This is a genomic window from Variovorax sp. HW608, assembly GCF_900090195.1.
Taxonomy (GTDB): domain Bacteria; phylum Pseudomonadota; class Gammaproteobacteria; order Burkholderiales; family Burkholderiaceae_C; genus Variovorax.
On record NZ_LT607803.1, the window covers coordinates 1,203,811 to 1,227,451 of the forward strand.

Genomic DNA, 23,641 nt, shown 5'->3' on the forward strand with positions numbered 1-23,641 from the left:
TCATCGCTTTGTCTCCAGTGCTTGTGTGAGGTGCACAGTGAGACGGATCGTAGGCAGGCGATTGATACCCGTAAACTGAAAGCTATTGATCGATCAATATCCTGAGGTAATCATTCATGGGCTCCATCGACAGGCAGGACTCGACCCCCCAGCTGCTCAACCGCATCCGGATGCGGCAGGTCGCGCTGATGCTCGCGGTCGAGGAGCGGCGCACCCTTCGCGCCGCCGCCGACCAGCTCGGACTGACACAGCCGGCTGCCACCAAGATGCTCCATGAGCTCGAGAGCGCGCTGGGGCAGCCGCTGTTCGAGCGCGTCGGACGCGGTCTGCGGCTCAACGCCGCCGGCGAACGGGTGATGGGTTACTTCAAGGGAATCCGCGGCAGCATGGAGGCGCTCAACCGCGAGCTGCACGACTTCCAGCTCGGCAGCGTCGGCAAGTTCTCGCTCGGCAGCATCATGGCCGCCTCGCCGGGCCGGCTGACGGATGCGCTCACCGAACTCAAGGCGGCCCACCCGCTGCTGGCCATCGAAATCGCGGTGGACACCAGCGACAAGCTGCTGGCCCAGTTGCACGAAGGCGTGCTCGAGGTGGTGGTGGGCCGCCCCGTCGGCCCAGAGGCGGCAAGCTGCACCTTCCGGGCGATCGCCGACGAATCCTTGGCCGTGGTTGTCGGCAACGAGCACCCGCTGGCAGCGCAGCCACGCGTGGCCTTCGCAGAACTGCTGGATTTCCCGTGGATCCTGCAGCCGGCTCCCAGTCCGATGCGCGACGTCATGGAGCATGAGTTCCAGATGCATCACGCAGTGATGCCGCGCGGCCTGATCGAGACCGGCTCGATCCTCACGACAATCAATCTCATCCGCAAGTCGCGGATGATTGGCGTGATTCCCGCGACGGTTGCCAAGCGTGATGCCGAGCATGGCGTGCTGAGCATCGTGAACTATCCGATCCGGCACAAGCTCTCGACCTACGGCAGCATCGTGCGCAGCGATCGGCCGCTCAGCGTTCCGGCGGAACAGTTCCTGGAACTGCTGCATAGAAAACGATAGGTTCGGCCGCTGGTGCCCCTAACCCGCCGCGCGCGCGAGCGCATCCAGCACCACGCGCCGCAGCAGGGGCTCGTCGGCCACGCTGGCCACCTCTGCATTGGCCTGGGCGCGCTTCGGCACCCGCCACTCGACCACCGTCATGCCGCGGGTGTGCTCGCCCTTGCATTCGGCCACCACATGCGCCGGCCTGAAACTCATCCCCTCGGGCGCCACCAGCACCGCTGCGGCCGTCGGGTCATAGAGCGACATCGGCAGCGCGCCCGCGGGGCTCGCGATGCGCACGTAGCCGAGCAGCAGGTCGGCCAGCACCTCCGCCTTGTCGGTGCCGAGCGCCCGCAGCGCCTCGGCATCGCTGGCATGCACGCGCACCTGCCGGCATGCATCGAGACCGACCATGTGCAGCGAGACGCCGGCCTCGAGCACGACGTTGATCGCTTCCGGGTCCACCGCGGCATTGAACTCCGCCGCCGCCGTGTGATTGCCCGGCCCGGCACTGCCGCCCATCCACAGGAGCCGACCGATCCGTGCGGCCAGCTCGGGGCGCTGGCGCAGCACGAGCGCGAGATTGGTGAGCGGGCCCAGCGCGAGCAGCGTGGCCGGCTCCGGCGCGGAAGCCAGATAGCCGCCGAGCGCAGCCACCGCATCGCTGGACGCCAGCGCCGCGCGCGTCTTCGGGAGGCTGCGACCTGCCGAGACCATGGCGTCCGCGCCGAGGATGTTCTGCGCCGTGACCAGTTCGCTGGCGATCGGCTTCGCACTGCCTGCGTGGACGGGGAAGTCCCATCCGAAGAACGCGGCGGAACGCAGCGCGTTGTCGATCACCACGTCGAGCGGCGCATTGCCGGCGACGAGCGACATGCCGTCGACGCGCCAGGGCGGCGTCTGCATGACCGTGAGCACGGCGGCAAGATCGTCGAAGCCCATGTCGGTGTCGATCCAGACGTGCTTCATGGCTTGGGGTTTCCGTTCAGGCGCGGAGTTGGGAAGATGGGTGCTCTATTGTCCCGCAGCGTCCGGCGAGAAAGCCGCGGACTTGATCCGCCTCGACGGCTGGTAGCCTGCAGCACGCTCGGAGCGCGCTACAGCGTCCTCTTGCCCTGGCGATAGGCACCGGGCGCGCTGCCCGTCCAGCCCTTGAACGCGCGCTGGAAGGCCGCGCTGTCGGTGAAGCCCAGCTCCTGCGCAAGCTCGGCCAGCGGCACGCCGCTGGTGTTGAGCCGGACGATGGCGATGTCGCGGCGCAACTCGTCCTTGAGCGCCTGGAAGGAGGTGGCTTCCAGCGCCAGCTTGCGCTGCAGCGTGGCCGTCGACATGTGCAGTGCCGCGGCCGCGGCCGAGAGGTCGGGCCATCCGGGCTGCATGCGGCGCAGGTGGTCGCGCACGCGCGAACTGGTCAGCTCGTCGTTGCGGCGCGGCATGATGATGTTGGCCTGCGCTTCGGCCAGGAAGGCGCGCAGGGCGTCCTCGTCGCGGCGCACCGCCACCTGCAGCCAGCGCGAATCGAACCAGATGGCGGTATGCGCCCGGCCGAACTCCAGGCGCGCCGGAAAGGCCTGGCTGTAGCTGTCCACGTGAGGTGGCGCTGCGAACGCGAAGTCGAAGTGCCGCGCCGGCAGTCGCCCGCCGGCCAGCCACGCAACCAGGCGCCAGAAGACGCGCAGCATCAGCTCGTGCAGGAACACGTGGTGCACCACCGAGGCCTCGTCGAAGCCCAGCAGCATGCCGGCGCAGTCGCCCTCGATCCGCAGCTCCAGGGTCGCGTCGTCGCGCAGCAGCGAGAAGGTGCGGGCGACGCGGCGGATCGCCTGCTCGACATTTCGCGACCCGAGCGCCGAGTGCGCCATCAGCGCGAAGCTTCCGGGCTTGAGCGGCCGCAGCAGAAAGCCCAGGCACTCGTCGCGGCGCCGGTCGATGAGCAGGCGAAAGAGCAGCACGTACTGGTCGGCCGTCACACGCGCACCGGGATGGTCCAGCAGCTCCATCGGGATGCCGGCGGCCTGCAGGTAGGACTCGACGGATTCGCCGCGCGCCTCGATGCCGGCGAGCATGCCGCGGACCATCGCCGCGGGGATGGTGATGGGTGCCTTCTTCGTCAGGTTGGAGCGCACGTTCGATTGATGTGATTTGCCATGCGATCGATGCGTTGTGCAATTGTTGTCGTGCGTCTGCGTTCTTAGCATCGACGTCATTCGACAACAGCAGCCACGCGATGGTCGCGGGAACAACGGAGACAACCATGTACCTTACCCAGGCGCTGCACCGCGCAGTTCAGCAGAAACCCGATCGCATCGCGGTGCGCTTCGGCAGCCGCAGCCGCAGCTTCCGCGAGTTCGCCGAGCGCGTCGCGCGCCTGGCGGGCGCGCTGCAGAAGCTCGGAATGAAGGAAGGCGACCGCGTCGCCATGCTGGCGCTCAACTCCGACCGCTACCTCGAGTACCAGATGGCCGTGCCCTGGGGCGGCGGCGTGCTCAATCCCTGCAACATCCGCTGGTCGGGGCCGGAGATCCTGTACTCCCTGAACGACTCGGGCTCCACCATCCTGCTGGTGGACGACACCTTCCGTCCGCTGGTCGAAGCCATCCGCAAGGACGCCGCCACGCTGCGCGAGCTGATCTACTGCGGCGAACGCGAGACGCCTGCCGGCATGCTGAACTACGAGGCGCTGCTGGACACGGCGCAGCCGGTGCCGGACGCGGCGCGGCGCGGCGATGACCTGGCGGGCATCTTCTACACCGGCGGCACCACCGGCTTTCCGAAGGGCGTGATGCTCAGCCACACCAATCTGTGCAGCTCCGGCCTGGCGCTGCATTCCGAAGGGCTGGCGAGCGACGGCGGCAGCTACCTGCATGCCGCCCCCATGTTCCACCTGGCCGACATGGGCCTGGCGCTGCCGCACTGGATGGAGGGCAATACGCACTCGGTGATCCCGGCCTTCGCACCGGAGGCCGTGCTCGACGTCATCGAGCGCGACCGCATCACCCACATGCTGCTGGTGCCCACCATGATCCAGATGCTGGTGGACCATCCGGCCATGAAGAAGCCGCGCGACCTGGGTTCGCTCAGGACCATCGTATACGGCGCCTCGCCCATTTCCGAGTCGGTGCTGGAGCGCGCGATGGCCGCGCTGCCGGGCGTCGAGTTCGTGCAGGCCTACGGCATGACCGAGCTGTCGCCCCTGGCCACCGTCAACCCGGCCTGGACCCACACGCCCGAAGGCCGCAGCAAGGGCAAGCTGCGCGCCGCCGGCCGGGCCGGCTACTGCTGCGAGGTGCGCATCGTCGATGCCGAGGACCGCGAAGTGCCGCGCGGCACGGTGGGCGAAGTGGCGGTGCGCGGGCCCAACGTGATGCAGGGCTACTGGAACAAGCCCGAGCAGACGGCCGCGGCGATCCGCAATGGCTGGATGCACACCGGCGACGGCGCGTATATGGACGACGACGGCTTCGTCTTCATCGTCGACCGCATGAAGGACATGATCATCAGCGGCGGTGAGAACGTCTTCTCGGCCGAGGTCGAGAACGCGCTCGCCCAGCACGCCGCGGTGGCGGCCAGCGCGGTGATCGGCATCCCGAGCACGGAGTGGGGCGAGGCGGTGCATGCGGTGGTTGTCGCCAAGCCCGGCGCGTGCGCCACGCCCGAGGAACTCATCCTGCACTGCAAGGCGCTCATCGCCAGCTACAAGTGCCCGCGCAGCGTGGAGTTCCGCGACGCGCTTCCCCTTTCGGGCGCCGGCAAGGTGCTCAAGACCGAGCTGCGCAAGCCCTTCTGGGAAGGCCAGTCCCGGCAGGTGAACTGAATCGATTCAACCAAGGAAACGACATGAGCAGCAACGTCTACATCAGCGGCGTGGGGATGATCCCTTTCGCCAAGCCGGGCAAGCACGCCCCCTACAACGAGATGGGCGCGCAGGCCGCGCGCATCGCCCTGGCCGATGCCGGCCTGGGCTACGAGCGGGTGCAGCAGGCCTACGTGGGCTATGTCTACGGCGACTCCACCGCGGGGCAGCGTGCCCTGTACGAGGTCGGCATGAGCGGCATCCCGATCGTCAACGTCAACAACAACTGCTCCACCGGCTCGAGCGCGCTCTTCCTGGCGCGCCAGGCGGTGCAAAGCGGCGCGGTCGACTGCGCGCTGGCCCTGGGCTTCGAACACATGAACCCGGGCGCACTGGGCGCGGTCTTCGCCGATCGCCCCAGCCCCTTCGACCGCTTCGACCAGGCCACGGAGGAACTGGTGGGCCACGGCGAGATCCCGCTGGCCTTGCGCTATTTCGGCGGCGCCGGCCTGGCGCACATGCAGCAGTACGGCACGAAGCTGTCCACCTTCGCGAACATCCGCGCCAAGGCCAGCCGGCATGCGGCCAACAACCCTGTTGCGCTGTTCCGCAGCATCATCACCGAGGACGAAGTGATGGCCGCGCCGGTGATGTGGCCGGGCGTCATGACGCGCCTGATGGCCTGTCCGCCCACCTGCGGCGCGGCCGCCGCCATCGTGTGCTCGGAAGACTTTGCGCAAAGGCACAACCTCGACCGCAGCGTGCGCGTGAAGGCGCAAGCCATGACCACCGACGGCCCGGCCACCTTCGCGGCGCGCGACATGCGCGAGGTGGTGGGCTTCAGCATGGCCAAGGAGGCCGCGCGCCGCGTCTATGAGTCGGCCGGCGTCGGGCCGCAGGACATCGACGTGGTGGAGCTGCATGACTGCTTCGCCCACAACGAACTCATCAGCTACGAATCGCTGGGCCTGTGCCCGGAAGGCGGGGCCGAGAAGTTCGTGCTCGACGGCGACAACACCTACGGCGGCGCGGTGGTCACCAACCCTTCGGGCGGCCTGCTGTCCAAAGGCCATCCCCTGGGGGCCACGGGCCTCGCGCAATGCACCGAACTGGTCCAGCAGCTGCGCGGGACGGCGCAGGCGCGGCAGGTGCAGGGTGCGCGTCTTGCGCTGCAGCACAACCTGGGCCTGGGCGGCGCCTGCGTGGTGACGCTCTACGAGCGCGTCTGAAAAGTCAGAGTAGGAATGTCAGTCACCCAACACCCCCTCCACAGATCCGTACGTGCGGAGCTACCGCATACGGCTCCTGCCTTGGGTCATGACGATCAGACGCTGGTGCGGGTAGGGGTGGCAGATGTTCGGGACAGGCAGCCAGTGCGCCATCAAGCGATACATGCGTCGCCAAGGCAGGTCGTGGCTCTGGCTGCGGCGGCACAGCGTGCGATGCCACAGCCCGACGACCTGATGGCGGAATGTCCTCAGCCGCGCGCCGTTGCACGGCACGCCGAAGTAGCGCGCATGCCCAGTCACCACCGCCCGCAGGTACTGGCCCTGCTCCGGGATGGGTTGGTGCATGCGCCTTCTGAGTTCGAGCTTGATCACCTGCAGCTTGGCTCGCAGGCGTTTGGCACTGGTGAGTCGCAGGACCATGAACTTGCCCTTTCGGGTCGTCCCGCAGCAATGCGTGAACCCCAGGAAGTCGAAGGTCTGCGGCTTGCCTTGTCCCTTGCGGCGTCGGTTCTCGTGGGCGAAGCGCCCGAACTCGATCAGCCGCGTCTTCTCGGGATGCAGCTTCAACCCGAACTGGCCCAGCCGCTCGGCCACCGCGCGCTGGAAGCGCTCGGCGTCATCACGGAACTGGAACCCCGCAACCCAATCGTCGGCGTAGCGCACGACGATCACGTCACCCCGGGCATGGCGCCCCCTCCACTGCTTCACCCACAGGTCCAACGCATAGTGCAGGTAGATGTTGGCCAGCAGCGGACTGATGCTCCCGCCCTGAACCGTCCCCAACTCACCTTGCGTGAGCCTGCCGTCCTCCAGCACGCCCGCGTGCAGCCATTTCTTGATCAGCCGCACCACGCGCGTGTCAGCCACGCGATGTTCGATGAACTTCACCAGCCAGTCCCTTTCGATCGTGTCGAAGAACTTGGCGATGTCCGCATCGAGTATCCAGTTCACCTTCCTTGCGCCCACACCCACCGCCACGGCATCCAGCGCGTTGTGCGCGCTGCGCCCGGGCCTGAAGCCGTAGCTGAACCCGAGGAAGTCCTGCTCGTAGATGGCGTTCAACACTTCGACCGTGGCACGCTGGACGAGCTTGTCCTCCAGCGCCGGCACGCCCAGCGGGCGCTTGCTGCCGTCGGCCTTGTCGATGTACACCCTCTTCACAGGCTGGGGCCGGTAGCCCCCTCGGGCCAGCCGCTCGGACAACTCCAGGAGATTGCCCTCCAGGTCCTGTCCGTACGTCTGCCAGGTCTGGCCGTCCACCCCGGCGGCCGCGTCGCGCTTGAGCGCGAGGTAAGCCGCCCGCAGGCGTTCGACCGCGTAGATGTGATGCAGCAGTCCCGTGAACCTCGCATCACGACGGCCCTTTGCCGTCTGTCGTATGCCATCGAGCGCGGTTCCCATGTCATAGACCCGCACCGATCTGCGGGACATGCGCGCCGCGATGGCATTTCCCTTGGCCTGCCGCCTTCCCTCCACCACCTCCGCCGCCGCAGGAGCTTCCCCCGCAGCCTTGTTCGGCAGCTTCTTCGGTACTACGCAGCAGTCCGACTTCCCGCGCCTGTGGCTCATCGTCGTACGCCCTTGGGCTTCACGATGCGCTCTGCAGCCAGCGCTTCCCAGCGCTGCGCAGAAGGACGCGGGATCTCCCGGTTCCCGAACAAAGTGCTTGCGTGCGTGCTCGGGGTCTTTGACCGCGCGGGGTCCGCCTCTGCCTCGCCAATGCGGCAGCGACGGTGTGACCTTCGGCATTCTCCTACTGCCTCGGCACCCCGGACCACCCGCAGCTGTCGCCACGGGGCATGTATTACGCGGCTCGATACCCGGCCCGCTCGTCCCCCTATCAACGCTTCGCCCACACCCTCGCGGATGTGCACGCATGACTCGGGGCCGCCGTAGCTGGCTAAGCCTTCAACGTATGAAACTTTCATTCACAACACTTTGCCGGTTTTGACCGGCGCACAGGAGACGGACATGATCGACAAGAAATGGATCGGCCACCAGCTGCCGGCCTGCGAGTTGCCCATCGAGCGCAGCCGGCTGCGCTTCTTCGCCAAGGCCATCGGCGAGACCGATCCCATCTACACCGACGAGGCCGCGGCGCGCGATGCCGGCTACCCGGACCTGCCGGCGCCGCCTACCTTCCTCTTCGCCGCCGAGCTGGATGCGGGCGTCACCGACCGCATGCTGGACGAGCTGAAGATCCCGCTGGCCCGGCTGCTGCACGGCGAGCAGGGCTTCACCTACCACCGCCCGGCCTGCGTGGGCGACACGGTCACCGTGCGCTCGCGCATCGAGGACATCTACGACAAGAAGAACGGCGCGCTCGAGTTCGTGGTGAAGAGCTCGCGCGCCACCAACCAGCGCGGCGAACTCGTGGCCGAGATGCGCACCGTGCTCGTCTGCAGGAACTGACAACACCATGACCGCACCCACCTTCGATTTCGTGCAGGCCGGCGATGCACTGCCGGCGCTTGAACTGCCCCCCGTGGACCGCGCCACGCTGGCCCTTTTCGGCGGCGCCTCGGGCGACCACAACCCGATCCACATCGACACCGACTTCGCCCGCCGCGCCGGCATGCCCGACGTGTTCGCGCAAGGCATGCTGGGCATGGCCTGGCTGGGCCGCCTGATCACCGGCTGGGCGCCGCAGTCGCGCCTGCGCCGCTTCGACGCGCGCTTTCAGGGCATCACCCATCTCGGCAATGCGATGCGCTGCGAAGGCCGGGTGATCGAGAAGTTCGAAGCCGACGGCGAGCGCCGCGTGCGCGTGGAAGTCCGCAGCACCAACCAGTACGGGCAGACCAAGATCGCCGGCGAGGCCATCGTCGCGCTGCCCTGAGTCCATTCATTGTCAAACCTGAGGAGACTTCTTTCATGACCCCAAGACTCGACGGCAAGGTAGCCCTGGTCACCGGCTCGGGCCGCGGCATCGGCCGCTCCATCGCGCTCAAGTTCGCATCCGAGGGCGCACGCGTGGTCGTCAACGACCTGGACGCCGGCCCCGCGGACGAGGTCGTCGCCGAGATCCGCGCGGCCGGCGGGCAAGCGGTGGCCTGCGCCGGCAGCGTGTCGGCGCCGGACTTCGCCGAGCGCTTCATCGGCACGGCCGCGAGCGAATACAAGGGCCTGGACATCGTCGTCAACAACGCCGGCTACACCTGGGACAACGTGATCCAGAAGATGACCGACGAGCAGTGGTACGCCATGATCGACTGCCACCTCACGGCGCCGTTCCGCATTCTTCGCGCGGCCTACCCGGTGATCCGCGACCTGTCCAAGGCCGACCAGGCGGCGGGCCGCCGCGCGGTGCGCAAGGTGGTCAACATCTCCTCGGTGGCGGGCCTCTTCGGCAACGCAGGCCAGGTGAACTACTCGACCGCCAAGGCTGGCATCCTGGGCATGACGCAGACGCTGGCCAAGGAATGGGGACGCCTGGGCGTCACCGTGAACGCGGTGGCCTACGGCTTCATCAAGACGCGCCTCACGGGCAACGCCGCCGAGGGAGGCACGGCGAACATCGACGGCCGCGAGATCAAGGTGGGCGTGAATCCCGACCTGCTGGCGGCGATGGAACGGGGCATCCCCCTGGGCCGCGGCGGCACGCCAGAGGAGGCCGCCGGTGCAGTGTTCCTGCTGTGCCTGCCCGAGTCCGACTACGTGAGCGGCCAGACGCTGATGTGCTCGGGCGGCCTGACCGGCATCTGAGAGGGAGACATGCCGATGCTTCCGCCCCTTTACCGCCATCGCTGGATGGACGATGACATCGAAGCCTTCCGCGAGCAGGTGCGGCGCTACGTCGCCGGCGAGATGGCGCCGCAGCTCGATGGCTGGCGCCGGCAGGGCTACATCCCGCGCGAGGTCTGGCGGCCGTTCGGCGCGTTGGGCTTCCTGTTGCCCGAGCTCGATGAAGCCTACGGCGGCGCGGGCGCTTCACTGGCCTACCAGTGCGTTGTGCAGGACGAGCTGGCCAAGGCCGAGGTGCCGGCCAATACTGCCGTGCACACCATCGCCTCGCACTACATCCTCGACTACGGCACCGAGGCGCAGAAGCAGCGCTGGTTGCCCCGGCTCGCCAGCGGCGAGCTGCTGGCGGGCATCGCCATGACCGAGCCGGGCTGCGGCTCGGACCTGCAGGCCATGCGCACCCGGGCCCGGCGCGAGGGCGATAGCTACGTGATCGACGGCGGCAAGACCTTCATCACCAACGGCTTCACCGCCAACCTGCTGGTGGTGGCGGTGCGCACCGGCGAGGCCGGCAGCCGCGGCGTCTCGCTGGTGGTGCTGGAGACCGGGAAGCTCGCCGGCTTCCGGGTGGGCCGGCGGCTGGAGAAGCTGGGCCAGCATGCTTCCGACACGGCCGAGCTCTTCTTCGAGAACGTGTGCATCCCGGCGGAGAACCTGCTGGGTGGCGAGGAAGGCCGCGGCTTCGCACAGCTGATGGGTCAGCTGCCCTACGAGCGCATGCTGCTGGCCGTACCCGCAGCGGCGGTGATCGAGCGCGCGGTGGAACTTACGCTGGAATACACGCAAGAGCGCAAGGCCTTTGGCCAAAGCCTCTACGACTTCCAGAACACCCGCTTCAAGCTGGCCGAGTGCGCCACCGTGGCCCATGTGGTGCGCAGCTTCGTGAACGATTGCGTTCAGCGCCTGCTGGACGGCAGCCTGGACGACACCTCGGCCTACATGGCGAAGTGGTGGTGCACCGAGCAGCAATGCAAGGTCGTGGACGAGTGCCTGCAGCTCTTTGGCGGCTACGGCTACATGACCGAGTACCCGATCGCGCGCCTGTACGCCGATTCGCGCGTGCAGCGCATCTACGGCGGCGCGAACGAGATCATGAAGGAACTCATCGCGCGGAAGCTGGCCGCATGACGACGATCAACGCCCCGCTCTCCGGAATCCGCATCGTCGAGTTCGAGGGCATCGGACCCGGCCCGCTGGCCGGCCGGATGCTGGCCGACATGGGCGCGCAGGTGACGGTGGTCACCCGGCCGCAGAAGGGCGCGGTGAGCGAGCGCCTGGGCGGCGCGGGCGGCAACCCCTTGCGCCGCGGCAAGACCCCGCTGTCGCTGGACCTCAAGCAGCCTGACGACGTGGCCCGGGCCTTGGACCTGATCGAGAAGGCCGACGCGCTGATCGAAGGCAACCGCCCCGGCGTGATGGAGAGGCTGGGCCTGGGCCCGGCCGATTGCGCCGCGCGCAACCCGCGGCTGGTCTACGGGCGCATGACTGGCTGGGGCCAGAGCGGCCCGCTGGCGCAGGCGGCGGGACACGACCTGAACTACGTGGCGCTGACCGGCCTCCTGTCGCTGGCCGCGCGGCCCGGCCAGGCACCTGTTGTTCCGCCGACGGTGGTGGGTGACGCCAGTGGCGCCCTGGGCCTCGCCTTCGGCATCGCCTGCGCGCTTGTCGACGCACGCGGCAGCGGCCGTGGCCGCGTGGTGGACGGCGCCATCGTCGACGTGCTGGCCATGCTGGGCTCGCTCGTGCAGTGGATACGCTCGGCCGGGCAGATCGACAGCCCGCGGCCGAGCCCCTTCCACGATTCGCCCTTCTACGACACCTACGCCTGCGCGGATGGCGGATACATCACCCTGGGTGCGCTGGAGCCGCAGTTCTATGGGCTGCTCCTGCGCAAGCTCGGCCTGCAGGATGTGGACCCGGGCGCGCAGTACGACACCAGGCACTGGCCCGCCTTGAAGGCGCGCATCGCCGCCCTGATCGCCAGCCAGCCTCGCAAGTACTGGTGCGACCTGCTCGAAGGCAGCGACGTGTGCTTCGCGCCCGTGCTGAGCTTGGCCGAGGCGGCCAGGCACCCCCATAACGTGGCGCGCGGCATCTACCGCGAGGCAGAGGCGGGCAACTGCAACGTTGCAGTTGCCCCGCGTTTCCTTCCCTTGTCCGAAACCTGATACCGAAAGAAGGAGGCTGTATGCAACAGCAGTCGGATGGCATTTCCTGGAGCGTTGCCGATCGCATCGGCCGCATCGTCCTGTGCCGGCCCGAGCGGGCCAATGCGATCTCGCGTGCGGCCAGCCGGGCCCTGGTCCGGGCCATCGGCGATGTGCTCGACGCCAAGCCGCGCGCCGTCCTGCTGGCGGCCGAGGGTCGCGTTTTCTGCGCCGGCGGCGACATCGAGGAGTTCGTCCAGGCCGGCAGCGGGCTCGCCGGGCTGGTGGATGAGGTCCTGGGGCCGCTGCATCCCGCGCTGCATCGCCTGGCGACGGGCCCGGCGCCAGTGGTGGCTGCGGTCGGTGGGCCGATCGGCGGAGCAGGCGTCGGTCTTGCGCTGTGCGCGGACTTCGTGCTGGCCACGCCGTCGCTCAAGCTGCGTACCGGCTATGCGGCCATCGGCCTGTCGCCCGATCTGGGCAGCTCCTTCTTCCTGGCGCGCCGCGTCGGCGTGGTGCGGGCACGGCAGTGGCTGATGCTCAGCGAGGCCATCGACGCGCAGCAATGCCTGGCATGCGGCGCGGTCGACGCGCTGCATCCGCAGGATGAACTGGAGCGCGCGGCCGAGTCGCTGGTGCACAGGCTCGCCCGAGGTTCGCCCGATTCGCTGGCCAGCATCAAGCGGCTTTGTGAAGGAGCACAGGGAGCGCCTCTGGCGGAGCATCTGGAACTGGAGCACGAGTTGCTTCGTGCCTGCGCCCAAGGCGCCAATGCGCGGGAAGGTGTGCTTGCGTTCACGGAACGCAGGGCGGCGCAGTTCAGCTGAGCGGCCGCTTCTGGCCCCCAAATCTGCCCATCAGCTTGCAGCGCGGCAACCGGCAAACCAGCCGAGCGTCGCGCACCGCTGACCTAACTCTTCTTAGAGGTCTTCGCGAAGAACTGCGTCGGGCGATGCTGCACGGCCTCACTGGCGCACTTCGGGCAACGCAAGCGAGCAGTCTCATGCTCAGCGACGTGTTCTTTGCGCTCGAAAACCTCGCCGCACTTTGAGCAACGATACTGGTACGTGGGCATGGCATTTCTCCACTTTACGAGCGGGATGCGGAGGTTCCACCTACGAGGCAAGCGCCCCTCCGAACGTCTCATAGTACGACGATGGCGCCACCCCCGGAATCCTATTTTTGGAGCGTGGTGGAAGGCCAACCAATGGCCGGATTCCGCCGTCATCAGACTTGCTGGTTGCTCAACCCACGCTCAATTCTGAGCTCGAACGGGAGGTCGGGTCTTGGCCCGTTTCAGTCCTAGTATTGTTGCCACGACTTAGGCACGGACAAGAATCGTGCTGTCATCGTCCACTGGCACTCGCCGAGCAGGCAGCGAGTCTGGTTGGCCGGCGCGATGCCGGCTATGACGAAGCCCTAATGCGGCCGATGCGGCGACAGTACCGTCTGCCTGGTCGTACGGCGCCGGGCGTGCTGCCTGTTGATTCCCCTCCTACAATTATTTTGCGGGGCGGATTCAACGAACCTTTGCGCTGCTGGCGGGGCGGCCATCGCGGGTCGCCCGGCAAGCCGTTCGGCCAGGTTTCAGCCAGGTCGGCAGTGCAGCGTGGTCGAGCCAAAGCAGGCTGTGGTTGACGCGGCAAAGGAGCATGATGGATGCGGTCGCCAGGAGATCCGGCACGCGCCTGAGAGGCATTTCGGTCACGGTCGCGGCCGTCATCGTGGCTCTATTCGTCGTCGGCCGAGCCACCGGCGTACTGATTGACTGGCTGTGGTTTTCCTCGCTCGGCTATGTCGGCGTTTTCTGGACGATCTTCAGCGCCCGGGTGCTTGTGTTCGTCGCAGTCTTCGCTATTTCGGCGGGCGCGATAGGGGCATCAGGATGGCTGGCGCACCGCTATGCGAGCCAGCCCAGCGCCTGGAAGGTGGTGCCGGCATTTCCGGCTGGCGGGCAGGAGGTGTTGAGCGAACTGGTCGGGGAAGTCGGGGCGCATGTTCCCTGGCGCGCAACCATTGCCGGTGTGGCCGTCCTGCTCGGCTTGTTCATCGCCGTCGGCGCGTCAGCGAGCTGGGACATCGCGCTTCGCTACTTCGAGCAGGTGCCCTTCGGCAAGACCGATCCGATCTTTGGCAAGGACATCGGCTTCTACCTCTTCTCGCTGCCGGCCTATCTCGCGCTCCGGAACTGGCTGCTGCTGCTCCTGGCCTGCAGCGCAGCCGTCGCCGCCGTGGTTTACGGGATGCGCGGCGACATCACGTTCAAGCTGACGCCGCGCGCGCTTTCTCCGGCGGCCGCCGCCCACGGTTCGGCGCTGCTCGGCTTGCTTTTCCTGCTGCTGGCCTGGTCTTATTGGCTCGACCGATTCCTGTTGCTCTACGGTGACAACGGCGTCGTGGTCGGCGCAAGCTATACCGATGTCCACGTGGGGCTGCCGGTCCTGTGGCCGCTCATTGGACTTGCCGCCGCCGCGGCGGTCGCGTCGTTCGCCAACATGCGCTCGCGGGACTGGCGAATTCCGGCGGCCTCGGCGCTGATCGTGTTCGGCAGCGCATTCGTGCTCGTCCTGATCTACCCGGCGCTATTCCATCGCTTCTATGTCAAACCGAACGAGCTGCTGTTTGAGACGCCGTATATCGCCCACAACATTGCGATGACGCGGGACGCCTATGGCCTGACGCAGATCGCGGTCAAGCCGTTCCCGGCCGAGCAAAACCTGACTCTCGCCACGCTCCAGGCGAATCGCCCGACCATCGACAACATCCGCCTGTGGGATCTGCAGCCGTTGCGGGATACCTATGCGCAGTTGCAGGAGATCAGGACCTATTACAAATTCCTCGCGACGGACATCGACCGCTACAGGCTCAATTCCGGTTATCAGCAGGTGATGCTTTCGGCTCGGGAACTGGAGCCGTCCTTGCTTCCGGCAAATGCCCAGACCTGGGTGAACCTGCATCTCCTGTTCACGCACGGCAATGGCATCGTGATGTCGCCAGTCACGGAAAAATCCGCTGAAGGCTTGCCGACCCTTTACCTGAAGGATATTCCGCCTGTCTCCAACCGGGGGCCGATCGTCCAAGAGCCGCGCCTGTATTTCGGCCAAGGCGGCAAGGGGTACGTGATCGTCAATGGCAGCGTGCCCGAATTCGACTACCCCAAGGGCGACCAGAACGCCTATTCGACCTACCGCGGACGCGACGGTGTCGCCATCGGCAGCATGGCGCTACGGGCCCTGTTTGCATGGCAATTCGACGATCCCAACATCCTGGTGACCGGCTACATCACGCCCGCAAGCCGCGTTCTCCTCCATCGCAACATCCAGGACCGCGTTCGCACAATCGCCCCGTTCCTCAACCTGGACCACGCCCCCTACATCGTCGCGAGCGGCGGAAGGCTCTACTGGATCCAGGATGCCTACACCACCAGCCGGTGGTACCCATATTCACAGCCGGGCACCGAAGAGGGCGACAACTACATCCGCAACGCAGTCAAGGTGGTGATCGACGCGTACAACGGGACTGCCGACTTCTATTTGAGCGATCCTGCAGACCCCATCGCGCGGACGTACCAGCGCATATTCCCGGGCCTGTTCAGGCCGCTGGGCGCGATGCCGCAGGACCTGCAGCAGCATATCCGCTACCCTGAGGATCTGTTCCTGGTCCAGGCGAAGGTCTATCGCGCCTACCACATGGAAGCGCCGGAGGTCTTCTATAACCGCGAGGATCTCTGGCAGTTCCCGAGCATTCAGGCCGACATCGAGGCGGGGAGCGCCCCCGGCATGCCGATGACGCCCTACTACATGATCGTACGGCTGCCCGCCGAGCCGCACGCCGAATTTGTCCTCATGCTGCCGATGGTGCCCAGCCGGCGCGAGAACATGGTCGCGTGGTTGGCGGCGCGTTGCGATCCACCGGACTACGGCAAACTCGTCGTCTACGCTTTCCCGAAGGACAAGCTGGTCTACGGGCCGTTCCAGATCGAGGCGCGCATCCAGCAGAACACAGAGATCTCCCAGCAGATCTCGCTGTGGAACCAGATGGGTTCGCGCGTCATCCGCGGCCACCTCCAGGTCGTGCCCATCGAAAGCTCGGTTCTCTATGTCTCTCCGCTTTACCTGCGTGCGAAGTCCGGCCAATTGCCCGAGTTGAAACGGGTGATCGCGGCCTATGGCGACCACGTGGTGATGGAGGAGACCTTGGGCGCGGCGCTGGGTGCCCTCTTCAAGGAAGCTGCGCCGGTGGCAGCGCAGCCCCAGGGCACGGCGGACGCCCGCGCCCGCGAGGCACTGGCCCACTATGACCGCGCCATCGAGCGCCTGAAGGCGGGCGACTGGAGCGGCTTCGGCGTCGAACTCGATGCACTGCGGCCGCTCCTCGAGGCGCTCGGCACTGCGCGTGCCGAAGAACGGAAATAGCGAGACCGCCAGCAATACGCGCAACGCCTGTCGCCGGGTTGGGCTGCACGAGGAACAGAATAGAGGCAAGGACGGTCATATCGTGCCCGCGAATCTTTCGCCCGACTACAAGGCGGCCGAAGCCGCATTCCGCACGAGCCGCGACCCGCGCGAGCGCCTGGAGTGGCTGCGCGAGATGCTGCGCACGATTCCCAAGCACAAGGGCACCGAACACCTGCAGGCAGACATCAAGACCCGCATCAAGGAACTCGCCGAGCAGCTGGAAGGTGCAAGGAAGGGCGGCGGGCACGGCGGCCCGGCGCTGGTGATCCGTCCCGAAGGCGCGGCGCAGATCGCGCTGATCGGGCCGCCGAACTCAGGCAAGTCCGCGCTGCACGCGCGGCTGACCGGCTCGGCGGCGAACGTCGGCCCGTATCCGTTCACGACCCAATACCCGGAAGCCGGGATGATGCCGCACGAGGATGTGCACTTCCAGCTGATCGACCTGCCGCCGATCGCCCCGGAGCATCCTGTGCCATGGCTGGTCAGCACCTTGCAGACAGCCGACGCGGCGCTGCTGGTCGTGGACCTCGGCGAGCCCTCGTGCCTCGAGCAGCTGCAAGCCGTCCAGTCGGTGCTGGGGCAGCAGCGCGTGACACTGACCGGGCGTCAGGAGGCGAGCGCAGACGAGGACCCCTTCGCGTTGCGGCTGCCGACCTTGATGCTCGCAAACAAGGCGGAGGGCACGGCCGACCTCGATGCGGAACTCCTCGCGCTTCGCGAGCTGTCGGGCTTGCGCTTGCCGGCGTTCGCCGTTTCGGCGATCACGGGTCACGGCCTGGGGCACATCGGCCCGTGGCTGTTCCAGAACCTCGGCATCGTGCGCGTCTACACCAAGGCTCCGGGGCATCCCGTCGACAAGCACCGGCCCTTTACGCTTCGCCGCGGGGACACTGTCGGCGACGTCGCGCGGCTGGTCCATCAGGATCTGGCGCGCTCGCTGCGCTACGCGCGCGTCTGGGGCCAGTCCGGGTTCGAAGGTCAGCAAGTCGGGCACGACCACTGCGTCGCGGATGGCGATATCGTCGAGCTGCACGCGTGAGCGGTGTCAGCGCTCGGCCCCTGCTCTGGCAAGGTCCGGGCCCTTCTGACATCATCGCGGTCAGCGCCTCGCATTGGCGCACACGGAAGGTGGACACGATGGCGGCGACTGACCCTGGGCAGTTGGTGGATGTTCAGTTGGAGACGTACAACGCCCGCGACATGGACGCTTTCCTGGCCACGTATTCGATAGACGCTGAAGTCCGCGACCATGCGATGGGCACGCTGCTTGCCAAAGGGCATTCGGAGATGCGAGCTCTTTACTCAAACGTCTTTGCAGATGAGCGCTTGCACGCCACGGTCGCTCGGCGAATCGTGATGGGCAATACCGTGGTCGACCACGAGCAACGACGACTGACCCTGCAGGGTCAGGCCGGGACGGACGAGGCCATCGCGATTTATGAGGTCGTCGACAACAAGATTGCCCGGCTGACGTTGGTGAGAGGCGAGAAGAAGATCCGCGGGTGAGGCGGAACACCTGCGACATGGGCTCATCCTCAGGCGAGAAGTCCCGCAACTTTGACGAACCTGCGTCGAACCACGAGCTTCTCGGCCTCGACGACTAGGAAGAACAGGATCGCGCCGCCGATCAGCCCGATCCAGACCGGAAGGGGCAGGCCCTCGGTATCGAAGACGGCCTGCAGCGGCGGCGCATAGGTCAGGAGGAGCTGCAGCACCACGACGCCCGCCACGCCCCACCAGACATAGGGGTTGTCCATGTGCGCGCGCAGGGACAGCGACGAGTCCAGCAGGTAGCGGCTGTTGAACAGATAGAACACCTGGCCCAGCGTGATCGCGTTGACCGCGGCCGTGCGCGCCATCGGATCCGAGGCGCCCTGCGACTTCACCCAGAAGAAGGCCCAGAGCGTGTAGAGCACCAGTGCGGCGCCGACGAAGAGGATGCGCCAGATGCCGAAGCGCGTCACGATGGGCCGTTCCACGGCCCGAGGCGGCCGGCCCATGACATCGGCCTCGTGGGGTTCGAAGGAGATCGTCAGCCCGAGCGCGACCGAGGTGACCATGTTGACCCACAGCACCTGCGGCGCGGTGATCGGCAGCGTGAAGCCGAGGATGATCGCAATGGCGATCACGGCCCCCTGTGCGACGTTCGTCGGCAACGCGAAGAGCATGGCCTTCTCGATGTTGTTGTAGACCGTGCGTCCTTCCTTCACGGCGGCCGTGATGGAAGCGAAGTTGTCGTCGGCCAGGACCATCTCGGCCGCCTCCTTCGTCACCTCGGTGCCCTTGATTCCCATCGCGATGCCGATGTCGGCCTTCTTGAGCGCCGGCGCGTCGTTGACCCCGTCGCCCGTCATGGCGACGATCTGCCGATTGGCCTGGATGGCCTTCACGAGCCTGAGCTTGTGCTCCGGGCTGGCTCTGGCGAAGACGTCGACGTCGCGCACGCAGTCCTGCAGCGCGGCGTCGTTCATCGCCTCGATCTCGGTGCCCGTCACGGCGGTCCGGCCATCGCCGATGCCGAGCATGCCCGCGATGGCCGCCGCGGTGATCTTGTGGTCCCCCGTGATCATCGTCACGCGGATGCCGCCCGCGTGGCATTCGCGCACCGCGTCGATGGCCTCCACGCGCGGCGGGTCCATCAGGCCCACGAGGCCGAGCAGCACGAGGTTCCTGGGCAGGTTGCTGGCTTCGAGGCGGCCCTCGGCGAGGCCCGGGTCCGGCAGCCAGGCCAGCGCCAGCAGACGCTCGCCCTGCGCGGCGAGCCGGTCGCCCTCCCGCGCAAAGAGATCGCGATCGAGCGGCGCGGGACCGGCCTTCGTCTGCTGGCGGTCGCAGTGCTCGAGGATGACTTCCGGTGCGCCCTTGACCAGCAGCATGTCGCCGTCCGCCCGGCGGTTCAGCGTCGCCATGAACTTGTGCTCCGACTCGAACGGAATCATGTCGACCCGCGGTGCGGATGCGCTCTCGCCGGCCCGGTCCAGCCCCAGCTTGGCGGCCAGCGGAAAGAGTGCGCCTTCGGTCGGATCGCCCTCCACTTTCCATTTCCCGTCCTCCTGGACCAGTTCCGCGTCGTTGCACAGCACGCAGACCCGGCCCATCGGCCCGAGCACTTCCGCCGGCGCCTCGACGGGCTGACCTTCCAGCATGACCTGCCCTTCCGGTGCGTAGCCATTGCCCGTCACGACATAAGGCCCATCCGCGGTCACGATGGAGGTCACCATCATCTCCATGAGGGTCAGCGTGCCGGTCTTGTCCGAGCAGATGCGCGAGACCGATCCCAGCGTCTCCACCGCCGGCAGGCGCCGGATGATGGCGTTGCGCCTCGCCATCCGCGTGACGCCGATGGCCAGCGTGATGGTGATGAGTGCTGGCAGCCCTTCGGGGATGAGCGAGACCGCGATGCCGACGATGGCCTGGAACAGCTGCACGAAGCTCATGTGCCCCAGCCAGTGGCCCCAGGAAAAGAGAAGCACGCTCAGGACGCCGATGCACGCCGTGATCGTGTAGCCGAATTTCTTGATCTGGCGCAGCAGCGGTGTCTCGAGCGTGCTGACCTCGGCCAGCATCTGGTTGATGCGCCCCAGTTCCGTCTTGTCACCGGTGGCCACCACGACGCCGCTGGCGCGGCCCGAGACCACCATCGTGCCGGAGAACGCCATGTTCTCGCGGTCGCCGACCGTTGCGTTGGCGGCGACGGTCGCGACGGTCTTCTCGGTCGGCACGGACTCGCCGGTCAGCGCCGCTTCTTCGGTGCGCAGGTTCTTGACCTCGACGAGGCGCAGGTCGGCCGGGACCTTGTCACCCGACTCCAGGAGGACGATGTCGCCGGGCACGAGCTCTTCGGCAGGGACGAGGCGGACCGCCCCCTCGCGCAGCACGCGCGCCTCCGCGGAGAGCATGTTGCGGATCGAGTCGAGCGCCTTCTCGGCGCGTCCCTCCTGCAGGAAGCCCAGCAGCGTGTTCAGGAGGACGACCGCGAAGATGATGGACGCATCGAGCCAGAAACTCAGCATCAGCTTGACGAAGCCGGCTCCGAGCAGGACGTAGATGAGGACGTTGTTCAACTGCGCCAGGAAGCGCGCCAGCGGACCCTTCTTCTTGCCTCGAGGCAGCCGGTTGGGCCCGTAGGTGCCGAGGCGCCGGCTGGCTTCCGCCGCGTCGAGGCCTCGCGCCGGATCGACCTCGAAACGGGGTCCGATCTCCTCGGCCGACATCGCGTGCCACGAGACAGGGGCGGTTCCCGAGCCTGCAATCTCAGTCGAACCCATCGTCGTTCCTCCTGGTTGCGTTGCGCCGATGCCGCCACGCTAAGCCATCAGCAGCGCCTCGTATTCATCCATGAAGTGATGCAGCGAACTCTCCACCACCGTGACCGCGCCATCGATCAGCCCGCAACGGCCGCTGCCGGGAAGCAGGCGGCACAGGTTCGCCAGTGACTCCAGGTCGCTGCGAACGCCGCGCCCGGTGTCGATGCGGTTGAGCACGCGGGCCAGTTGAAAGGTGCCGCCCTTGCAAGGCGGGCACTGGCCGCATGACCCCTGGGCGAAGAAGTTCACGTACTCCGCGACCTTGCGCACGATGCTCGTGCCTTCGGACACCACGATCATCGCGCCGGTCCCAAGGCGCGAGCGCCTCTGGCGCACCGAGTCGAAATCGAGCGCCACGTCCAGATCGCGCCTCGTGAGCAGCGTGTTCGAAGGTCCGCCGGTGAATACCGCCTTGAACTCCTTGCCCTGCAGCATGCCCGCGCCATGATCGAAGACCAGTTCGTGAAGGCTGGTTCCCATCGGCAATTCGTACAGCCCGGGCCGCAGCACGTCGCCCGAGAGCGAATAGAGCTTGGTGCCCGACGCCTCGCCGAGCCCCAGGCCTCGATACCAGGACGCGCCATGGCGCAGGATGCCCGGCAGGTGCGCCAGCGTCTCGGTGTTGTTGACGATGGTGGGCGCCCCATGCACGCCCGCTTGGGCCGGGAAGGGCGGCTTGCGGCGCGGGAACGGAAAGCCCCCTTCGACCGTGGCGATCACGGCCGTTTCCTCGCCGCCGATGTAGAGCCCCGAACTCGGGACCACCGAGAGCGACAGCGGCCTGCCGAGGTACGCCTCGATGGCCGCGAAGTGCTCGTGCCCGCGCCACTGGCTCACGGCTTCGCGCGTCACGGCAAGGGCGCGCGGCTGATGCGGATTCACGTAGAGGACAACGTGGTTGGCGCGCGTGGCGACCGCGGCGATCAGCGCACCCTCGATGACCTGGTGCGGCGTGTGCTCGAGCAGGAAGCGGTCCTTGAAGGTGCCGGGCTCGTCCTCGTTTCCGTTGCAGACGACGTACTTGTCGCCGTCTGCCGCAGCCGCCACGGGCGACCATTTGCGATGCGTCGCAAAGCCCGCGCCGCCCATTCCCCGCAGGTCGGCCTGCTCGATCTCCGGGATCACCGCAGCGGGCTCGCGCAGGGCCTTGGCCAGGCCTTCGCCGCCGCCGCGCGCGAGCCACGCAGGCAGGTCGGCGCCGACGAGGATGTCTTCCCTCAGCAGCACCTGGTTCGGCTCGTGCATCGCTTTCGTCCTCGGCAGCTCACCGGACTCCAGCCACCATGCGTCCGCGCTCGTTCGGCCGCATGCTCGCGTCCGCGCGAAGGTCGAAATGCGCATAGTCGGGAAAGAGTTGCGGCGACCTGGCATGAAGCGGCAATCCCGCCAAGGTCAGCTCGCGCTGCCAGGCATGGACGTGTGCGATGCCGGCCCGCCCGGTGATCACGCTGCCCGCCGACTCCGCCGCCTTCGCACCGGCACGCCTTCCCATGCTCAGGATGTCGCGCAGCGCATTGCCCATCAGCCGGTTGCGGCCGTGGATGCCTCCGCTCAGCTCGCCCACGCAGTAGAGGCCCGCGACGCCGGTGGCGCCGTGCCTGTCGATCGCGACGCCGCCGTTCTGATAGTGCAGCGTCGGGTAGACGAGGAAGGGCTCCTCGGCCGGATCGTGACCGCACTTGCGGGCGAGATGCCGCAGCGTCACGAGGCGCTGCTGCAGGATGCCCGGGTTCTCCCGCTCGAGCGTCGGCGTGTCGAGGAAGACGCCGACCTGGCCGTCGCGTTCGATGCCCCGGCCCTCGCCGCATTCACGCAGGATGGCGGAGGCGACCACGTCGCGGGCCTGGAGTTCGTCGATGAAGCGCTCCCCCTCTCCGTTGATCAGCTTCGCCCCCGCGGAGCGCGCGGCTTCGGAGATCAGTCCGCCCGCAAGGTGCGGAGGATAGGCGATGCCGGTCGGGTGGTACTGGAACGAATCGAGCTCGCGCAGCCGGGCACCCATGCGGTAGGCGAGCACCAGTCCGTCGGCGGTGGCCCCATAGTGGTTAGAAGTCGGGAAGCGGTTGAGGTGCAAGCGGCCCGCCCCGCCCGTCGCGAGGATCACCGACCGCGCCCGCACCATGACGAAGCTGCGCCACTCGAGGTTGTAGATCACCGCGCCGGCGCATCGTCCGTGTTCGTCGGACAGCAGCTCCACCGTCGGGCAACGGTTCCACACCTCGATCCCGGGATCGAGGTCCACCGCCTCGCGCAACACCCGCATCATCTCGAGCCCGGTGTAGTCGCGGTACGAGTGGATGCGCGCCGCCGACGCACCACCCGGCTTCCTGCGCAGCAACCGGCCGCCGAAGGGGCCTCCCTCCTCGAGGTCGAACGACATGCCGAGCTGGATGAGCCAGCGGATCACGTCCGGGCCATCCATCACCATCTGCGCCACCAGCTCGGGATCGGCGCAGAAGTGGCCGGCGCGCAAGGTGTCCTCGAAGTGAAGCTGCGGGCTGTCGTCCGCGCCCACCGCGGCCTGGATGCCGCCCTCGGCCATGACCGTGTTGCTGTCGCCCAGGCGCAGCTTGGTGGCGAGGATGACCTTCGCACCCTGCTTCGCGGCGGTCAGCGCCGCGGCACAACCGCCGCCGCCACCACCGATCACCAGCACGTCGGTCATCACCAGTTGTGCGCCGGCGAGGTCGATGTCATCGACGAGCGAATTGGCCTCGAGCTGCCGCGCGAGTTCGGGCTGGCACGGATCGCCCCGGTTGACGCCGACGGTCAATGCCACGCGCGCGTTCGTTCCATGGTCGGGGTGCCAGTTCTCGAGCAGTTGTTCGATCGGTGCCCCGTCGCTGCGAAGCGTGGGCGCCATGCCCGACGACATGACCGACCGATAACGCTGGCGCGCTTCTTCGTAGGGTATCGAGGCCGTCATGGTC

General features: G+C 67.3%; 19 protein-coding genes. 12 read left to right on the plus strand and 7 right to left on the minus strand.

The features are described from left to right. The first annotated feature begins 116 nt into the window (after nucleotides 1–116). Nucleotides 117–1,052: a LysR family transcriptional regulator gene (locus tag VAR608DRAFT_RS05535; RefSeq protein WP_088953149.1), complete on the plus strand. Its 936-nt coding sequence runs from the start codon at nucleotides 117–119 to the stop codon at nucleotides 1,050–1,052. 18 nt (nucleotides 1,053–1,070) lie between these two features. Here the strand turns inward: VAR608DRAFT_RS05535 and VAR608DRAFT_RS05540 are convergent, their stop codons facing one another. Together VAR608DRAFT_RS05540 and VAR608DRAFT_RS05545 are read right to left on the minus strand one after the other, a co-directional pair. Further along, the gene (locus VAR608DRAFT_RS05540; protein WP_088953150.1) at nucleotides 1,071–2,003 is read right to left on the minus strand and encodes a nucleoside hydrolase; all 933 of its coding nucleotides are present in this window, start codon (nucleotides 2,001–2,003) and stop codon (nucleotides 1,071–1,073) included. 128 nt (nucleotides 2,004–2,131) lie between these two features. Next, nucleotides 2,132–3,160 carry an AraC family transcriptional regulator gene (locus VAR608DRAFT_RS05545; RefSeq protein ID WP_231973260.1) on the minus strand — a complete coding sequence of 343 codons (1,029 nt, stop codon included), beginning with the start codon at nucleotides 3,158–3,160 and terminating at the stop codon, nucleotides 2,132–2,134. Nucleotides 3,161–3,288: 128 nt separating this feature from the next. Between VAR608DRAFT_RS05545 and VAR608DRAFT_RS05550 the strand changes: the two genes are divergently transcribed. Together VAR608DRAFT_RS05550 and VAR608DRAFT_RS05555 are read left to right on the plus strand one after the other, a co-directional pair. Next, a complete protein-coding gene (locus VAR608DRAFT_RS05550; RefSeq protein ID WP_088953151.1) occupies nucleotides 3,289–4,848 on the plus strand; it encodes a long-chain-fatty-acid--CoA ligase in 1,560 nt (519 codons plus the stop codon). Nucleotides 4,849–4,871: 23 nt separating this feature from the next. Next, complete coding sequence (locus VAR608DRAFT_RS05555; protein ID WP_088953152.1) at nucleotides 4,872–6,056, plus strand: lipid-transfer protein; 1,185 nt, start codon at nucleotides 4,872–4,874, stop codon at nucleotides 6,054–6,056. Between the two features lie 60 nt (nucleotides 6,057–6,116). On the opposite strand, the gene ltrA is transcribed toward VAR608DRAFT_RS05555, so the two are convergent. Next, a complete protein-coding gene (gene ltrA / locus VAR608DRAFT_RS05560) occupies nucleotides 6,117–7,625 on the minus strand; it encodes a group II intron reverse transcriptase/maturase (protein ID WP_231972940.1) in 1,509 nt (502 codons plus the stop codon). A gap of 402 nt (nucleotides 7,626–8,027) precedes the next feature. Between ltrA and VAR608DRAFT_RS05565 the strand changes: the two genes are divergently transcribed. The 6 genes from VAR608DRAFT_RS05565 to VAR608DRAFT_RS05590 are packed head-to-tail and all read left to right on the plus strand — an operon-like array spanning nucleotide 8,028 to nucleotide 12,774. Then, nucleotides 8,028–8,468 (plus strand): MaoC family dehydratase N-terminal domain-containing protein, encoded by a 441-nt coding sequence (locus tag VAR608DRAFT_RS05565; protein ID WP_088953153.1) that lies wholly within the window; start codon nucleotides 8,028–8,030, stop codon nucleotides 8,466–8,468. Nucleotides 8,469–8,475: 7 nt separating this feature from the next. After that, the gene (locus tag VAR608DRAFT_RS05570) at nucleotides 8,476–8,895 is read left to right on the plus strand and encodes a MaoC family dehydratase (protein WP_088953154.1); all 420 of its coding nucleotides are present in this window, start codon (nucleotides 8,476–8,478) and stop codon (nucleotides 8,893–8,895) included. A gap of 35 nt (nucleotides 8,896–8,930) precedes the next feature. After that, nucleotides 8,931–9,761 carry an SDR family NAD(P)-dependent oxidoreductase gene (locus VAR608DRAFT_RS05575; RefSeq protein ID WP_088953155.1) on the plus strand — a complete coding sequence of 277 codons (831 nt, stop codon included), beginning with the start codon at nucleotides 8,931–8,933 and terminating at the stop codon, nucleotides 9,759–9,761. Nucleotides 9,762–9,776: 15 nt separating this feature from the next. Next, a complete protein-coding gene (locus VAR608DRAFT_RS05580; protein ID WP_088958624.1) occupies nucleotides 9,777–10,928 on the plus strand; it encodes an acyl-CoA dehydrogenase family protein in 1,152 nt (383 codons plus the stop codon). After that, nucleotides 10,925–11,968, plus strand: coding sequence for a CaiB/BaiF CoA transferase family protein (locus VAR608DRAFT_RS05585; RefSeq protein WP_088953156.1), 1,044 nt, complete (start codon nucleotides 10,925–10,927; stop codon nucleotides 11,966–11,968). The genes VAR608DRAFT_RS05580 and VAR608DRAFT_RS05585 overlap by 4 nt, the downstream gene beginning before the upstream one ends. 20 nt (nucleotides 11,969–11,988) lie before the next feature. Beyond that, entirely contained in the window at nucleotides 11,989–12,774 is a 786-nt protein-coding gene (locus tag VAR608DRAFT_RS05590) for an enoyl-CoA hydratase/isomerase family protein (RefSeq protein ID WP_088953157.1), read from the plus strand. Nucleotides 12,775–12,857: 83 nt separating this feature from the next. Here the strand turns inward: VAR608DRAFT_RS05590 and VAR608DRAFT_RS38460 are convergent, their stop codons facing one another. Next, entirely contained in the window at nucleotides 12,858–13,175 is a 318-nt protein-coding gene (locus VAR608DRAFT_RS38460) for an FmdB family zinc ribbon protein (RefSeq protein WP_443082916.1), read from the minus strand. Between the two features lie 424 nt (nucleotides 13,176–13,599). On the opposite strand from VAR608DRAFT_RS38460, the gene VAR608DRAFT_RS05600 reads away from it, so the two are divergent. From VAR608DRAFT_RS05600 to VAR608DRAFT_RS05610, 3 genes are all read left to right on the plus strand, one after another. Further along, nucleotides 13,600–16,362: a UPF0182 family membrane protein gene (locus tag VAR608DRAFT_RS05600; protein ID WP_443082917.1), complete on the plus strand. Its 2,763-nt coding sequence runs from the start codon at nucleotides 13,600–13,602 to the stop codon at nucleotides 16,360–16,362. Continuing rightward, nucleotides 16,343–17,443 carry a GTPase gene (locus VAR608DRAFT_RS05605; RefSeq protein WP_231973261.1) on the plus strand — a complete coding sequence of 367 codons (1,101 nt, stop codon included), beginning with the start codon at nucleotides 16,343–16,345 and terminating at the stop codon, nucleotides 17,441–17,443. Before VAR608DRAFT_RS05600 ends, VAR608DRAFT_RS05605 begins: the two co-directional genes overlap by 20 nt. Before the next feature lie 98 nt (nucleotides 17,444–17,541). Then, nucleotides 17,542–17,910: a nuclear transport factor 2 family protein gene (locus tag VAR608DRAFT_RS05610; RefSeq protein WP_088953161.1), complete on the plus strand. Its 369-nt coding sequence runs from the start codon at nucleotides 17,542–17,544 to the stop codon at nucleotides 17,908–17,910. A gap of 29 nt (nucleotides 17,911–17,939) precedes the next feature. Here the strand turns inward: VAR608DRAFT_RS05610 and VAR608DRAFT_RS05615 are convergent, their stop codons facing one another. From VAR608DRAFT_RS05615 to VAR608DRAFT_RS05625, 3 genes are read right to left on the minus strand one after another with little or no spacing between them, the layout of a single operon-like run. Then, the gene (locus tag VAR608DRAFT_RS05615; RefSeq protein WP_088953162.1) at nucleotides 17,940–20,672 is read right to left on the minus strand and encodes an HAD-IC family P-type ATPase; all 2,733 of its coding nucleotides are present in this window, start codon (nucleotides 20,670–20,672) and stop codon (nucleotides 17,940–17,942) included. A gap of 39 nt (nucleotides 20,673–20,711) precedes the next feature. Further along, nucleotides 20,712–21,956 (minus strand): complex I 51 kDa subunit family protein, encoded by a 1,245-nt coding sequence (locus tag VAR608DRAFT_RS05620; protein ID WP_088953163.1) that lies wholly within the window; start codon nucleotides 21,954–21,956, stop codon nucleotides 20,712–20,714. 19 nt (nucleotides 21,957–21,975) lie between these two features. After that, nucleotides 21,976–23,637, minus strand: coding sequence for an FAD-binding protein (locus VAR608DRAFT_RS05625; RefSeq protein WP_088953164.1), 1,662 nt, complete (start codon nucleotides 23,635–23,637; stop codon nucleotides 21,976–21,978). Nucleotides 23,638–23,641 lie beyond the last annotated feature (4 nt).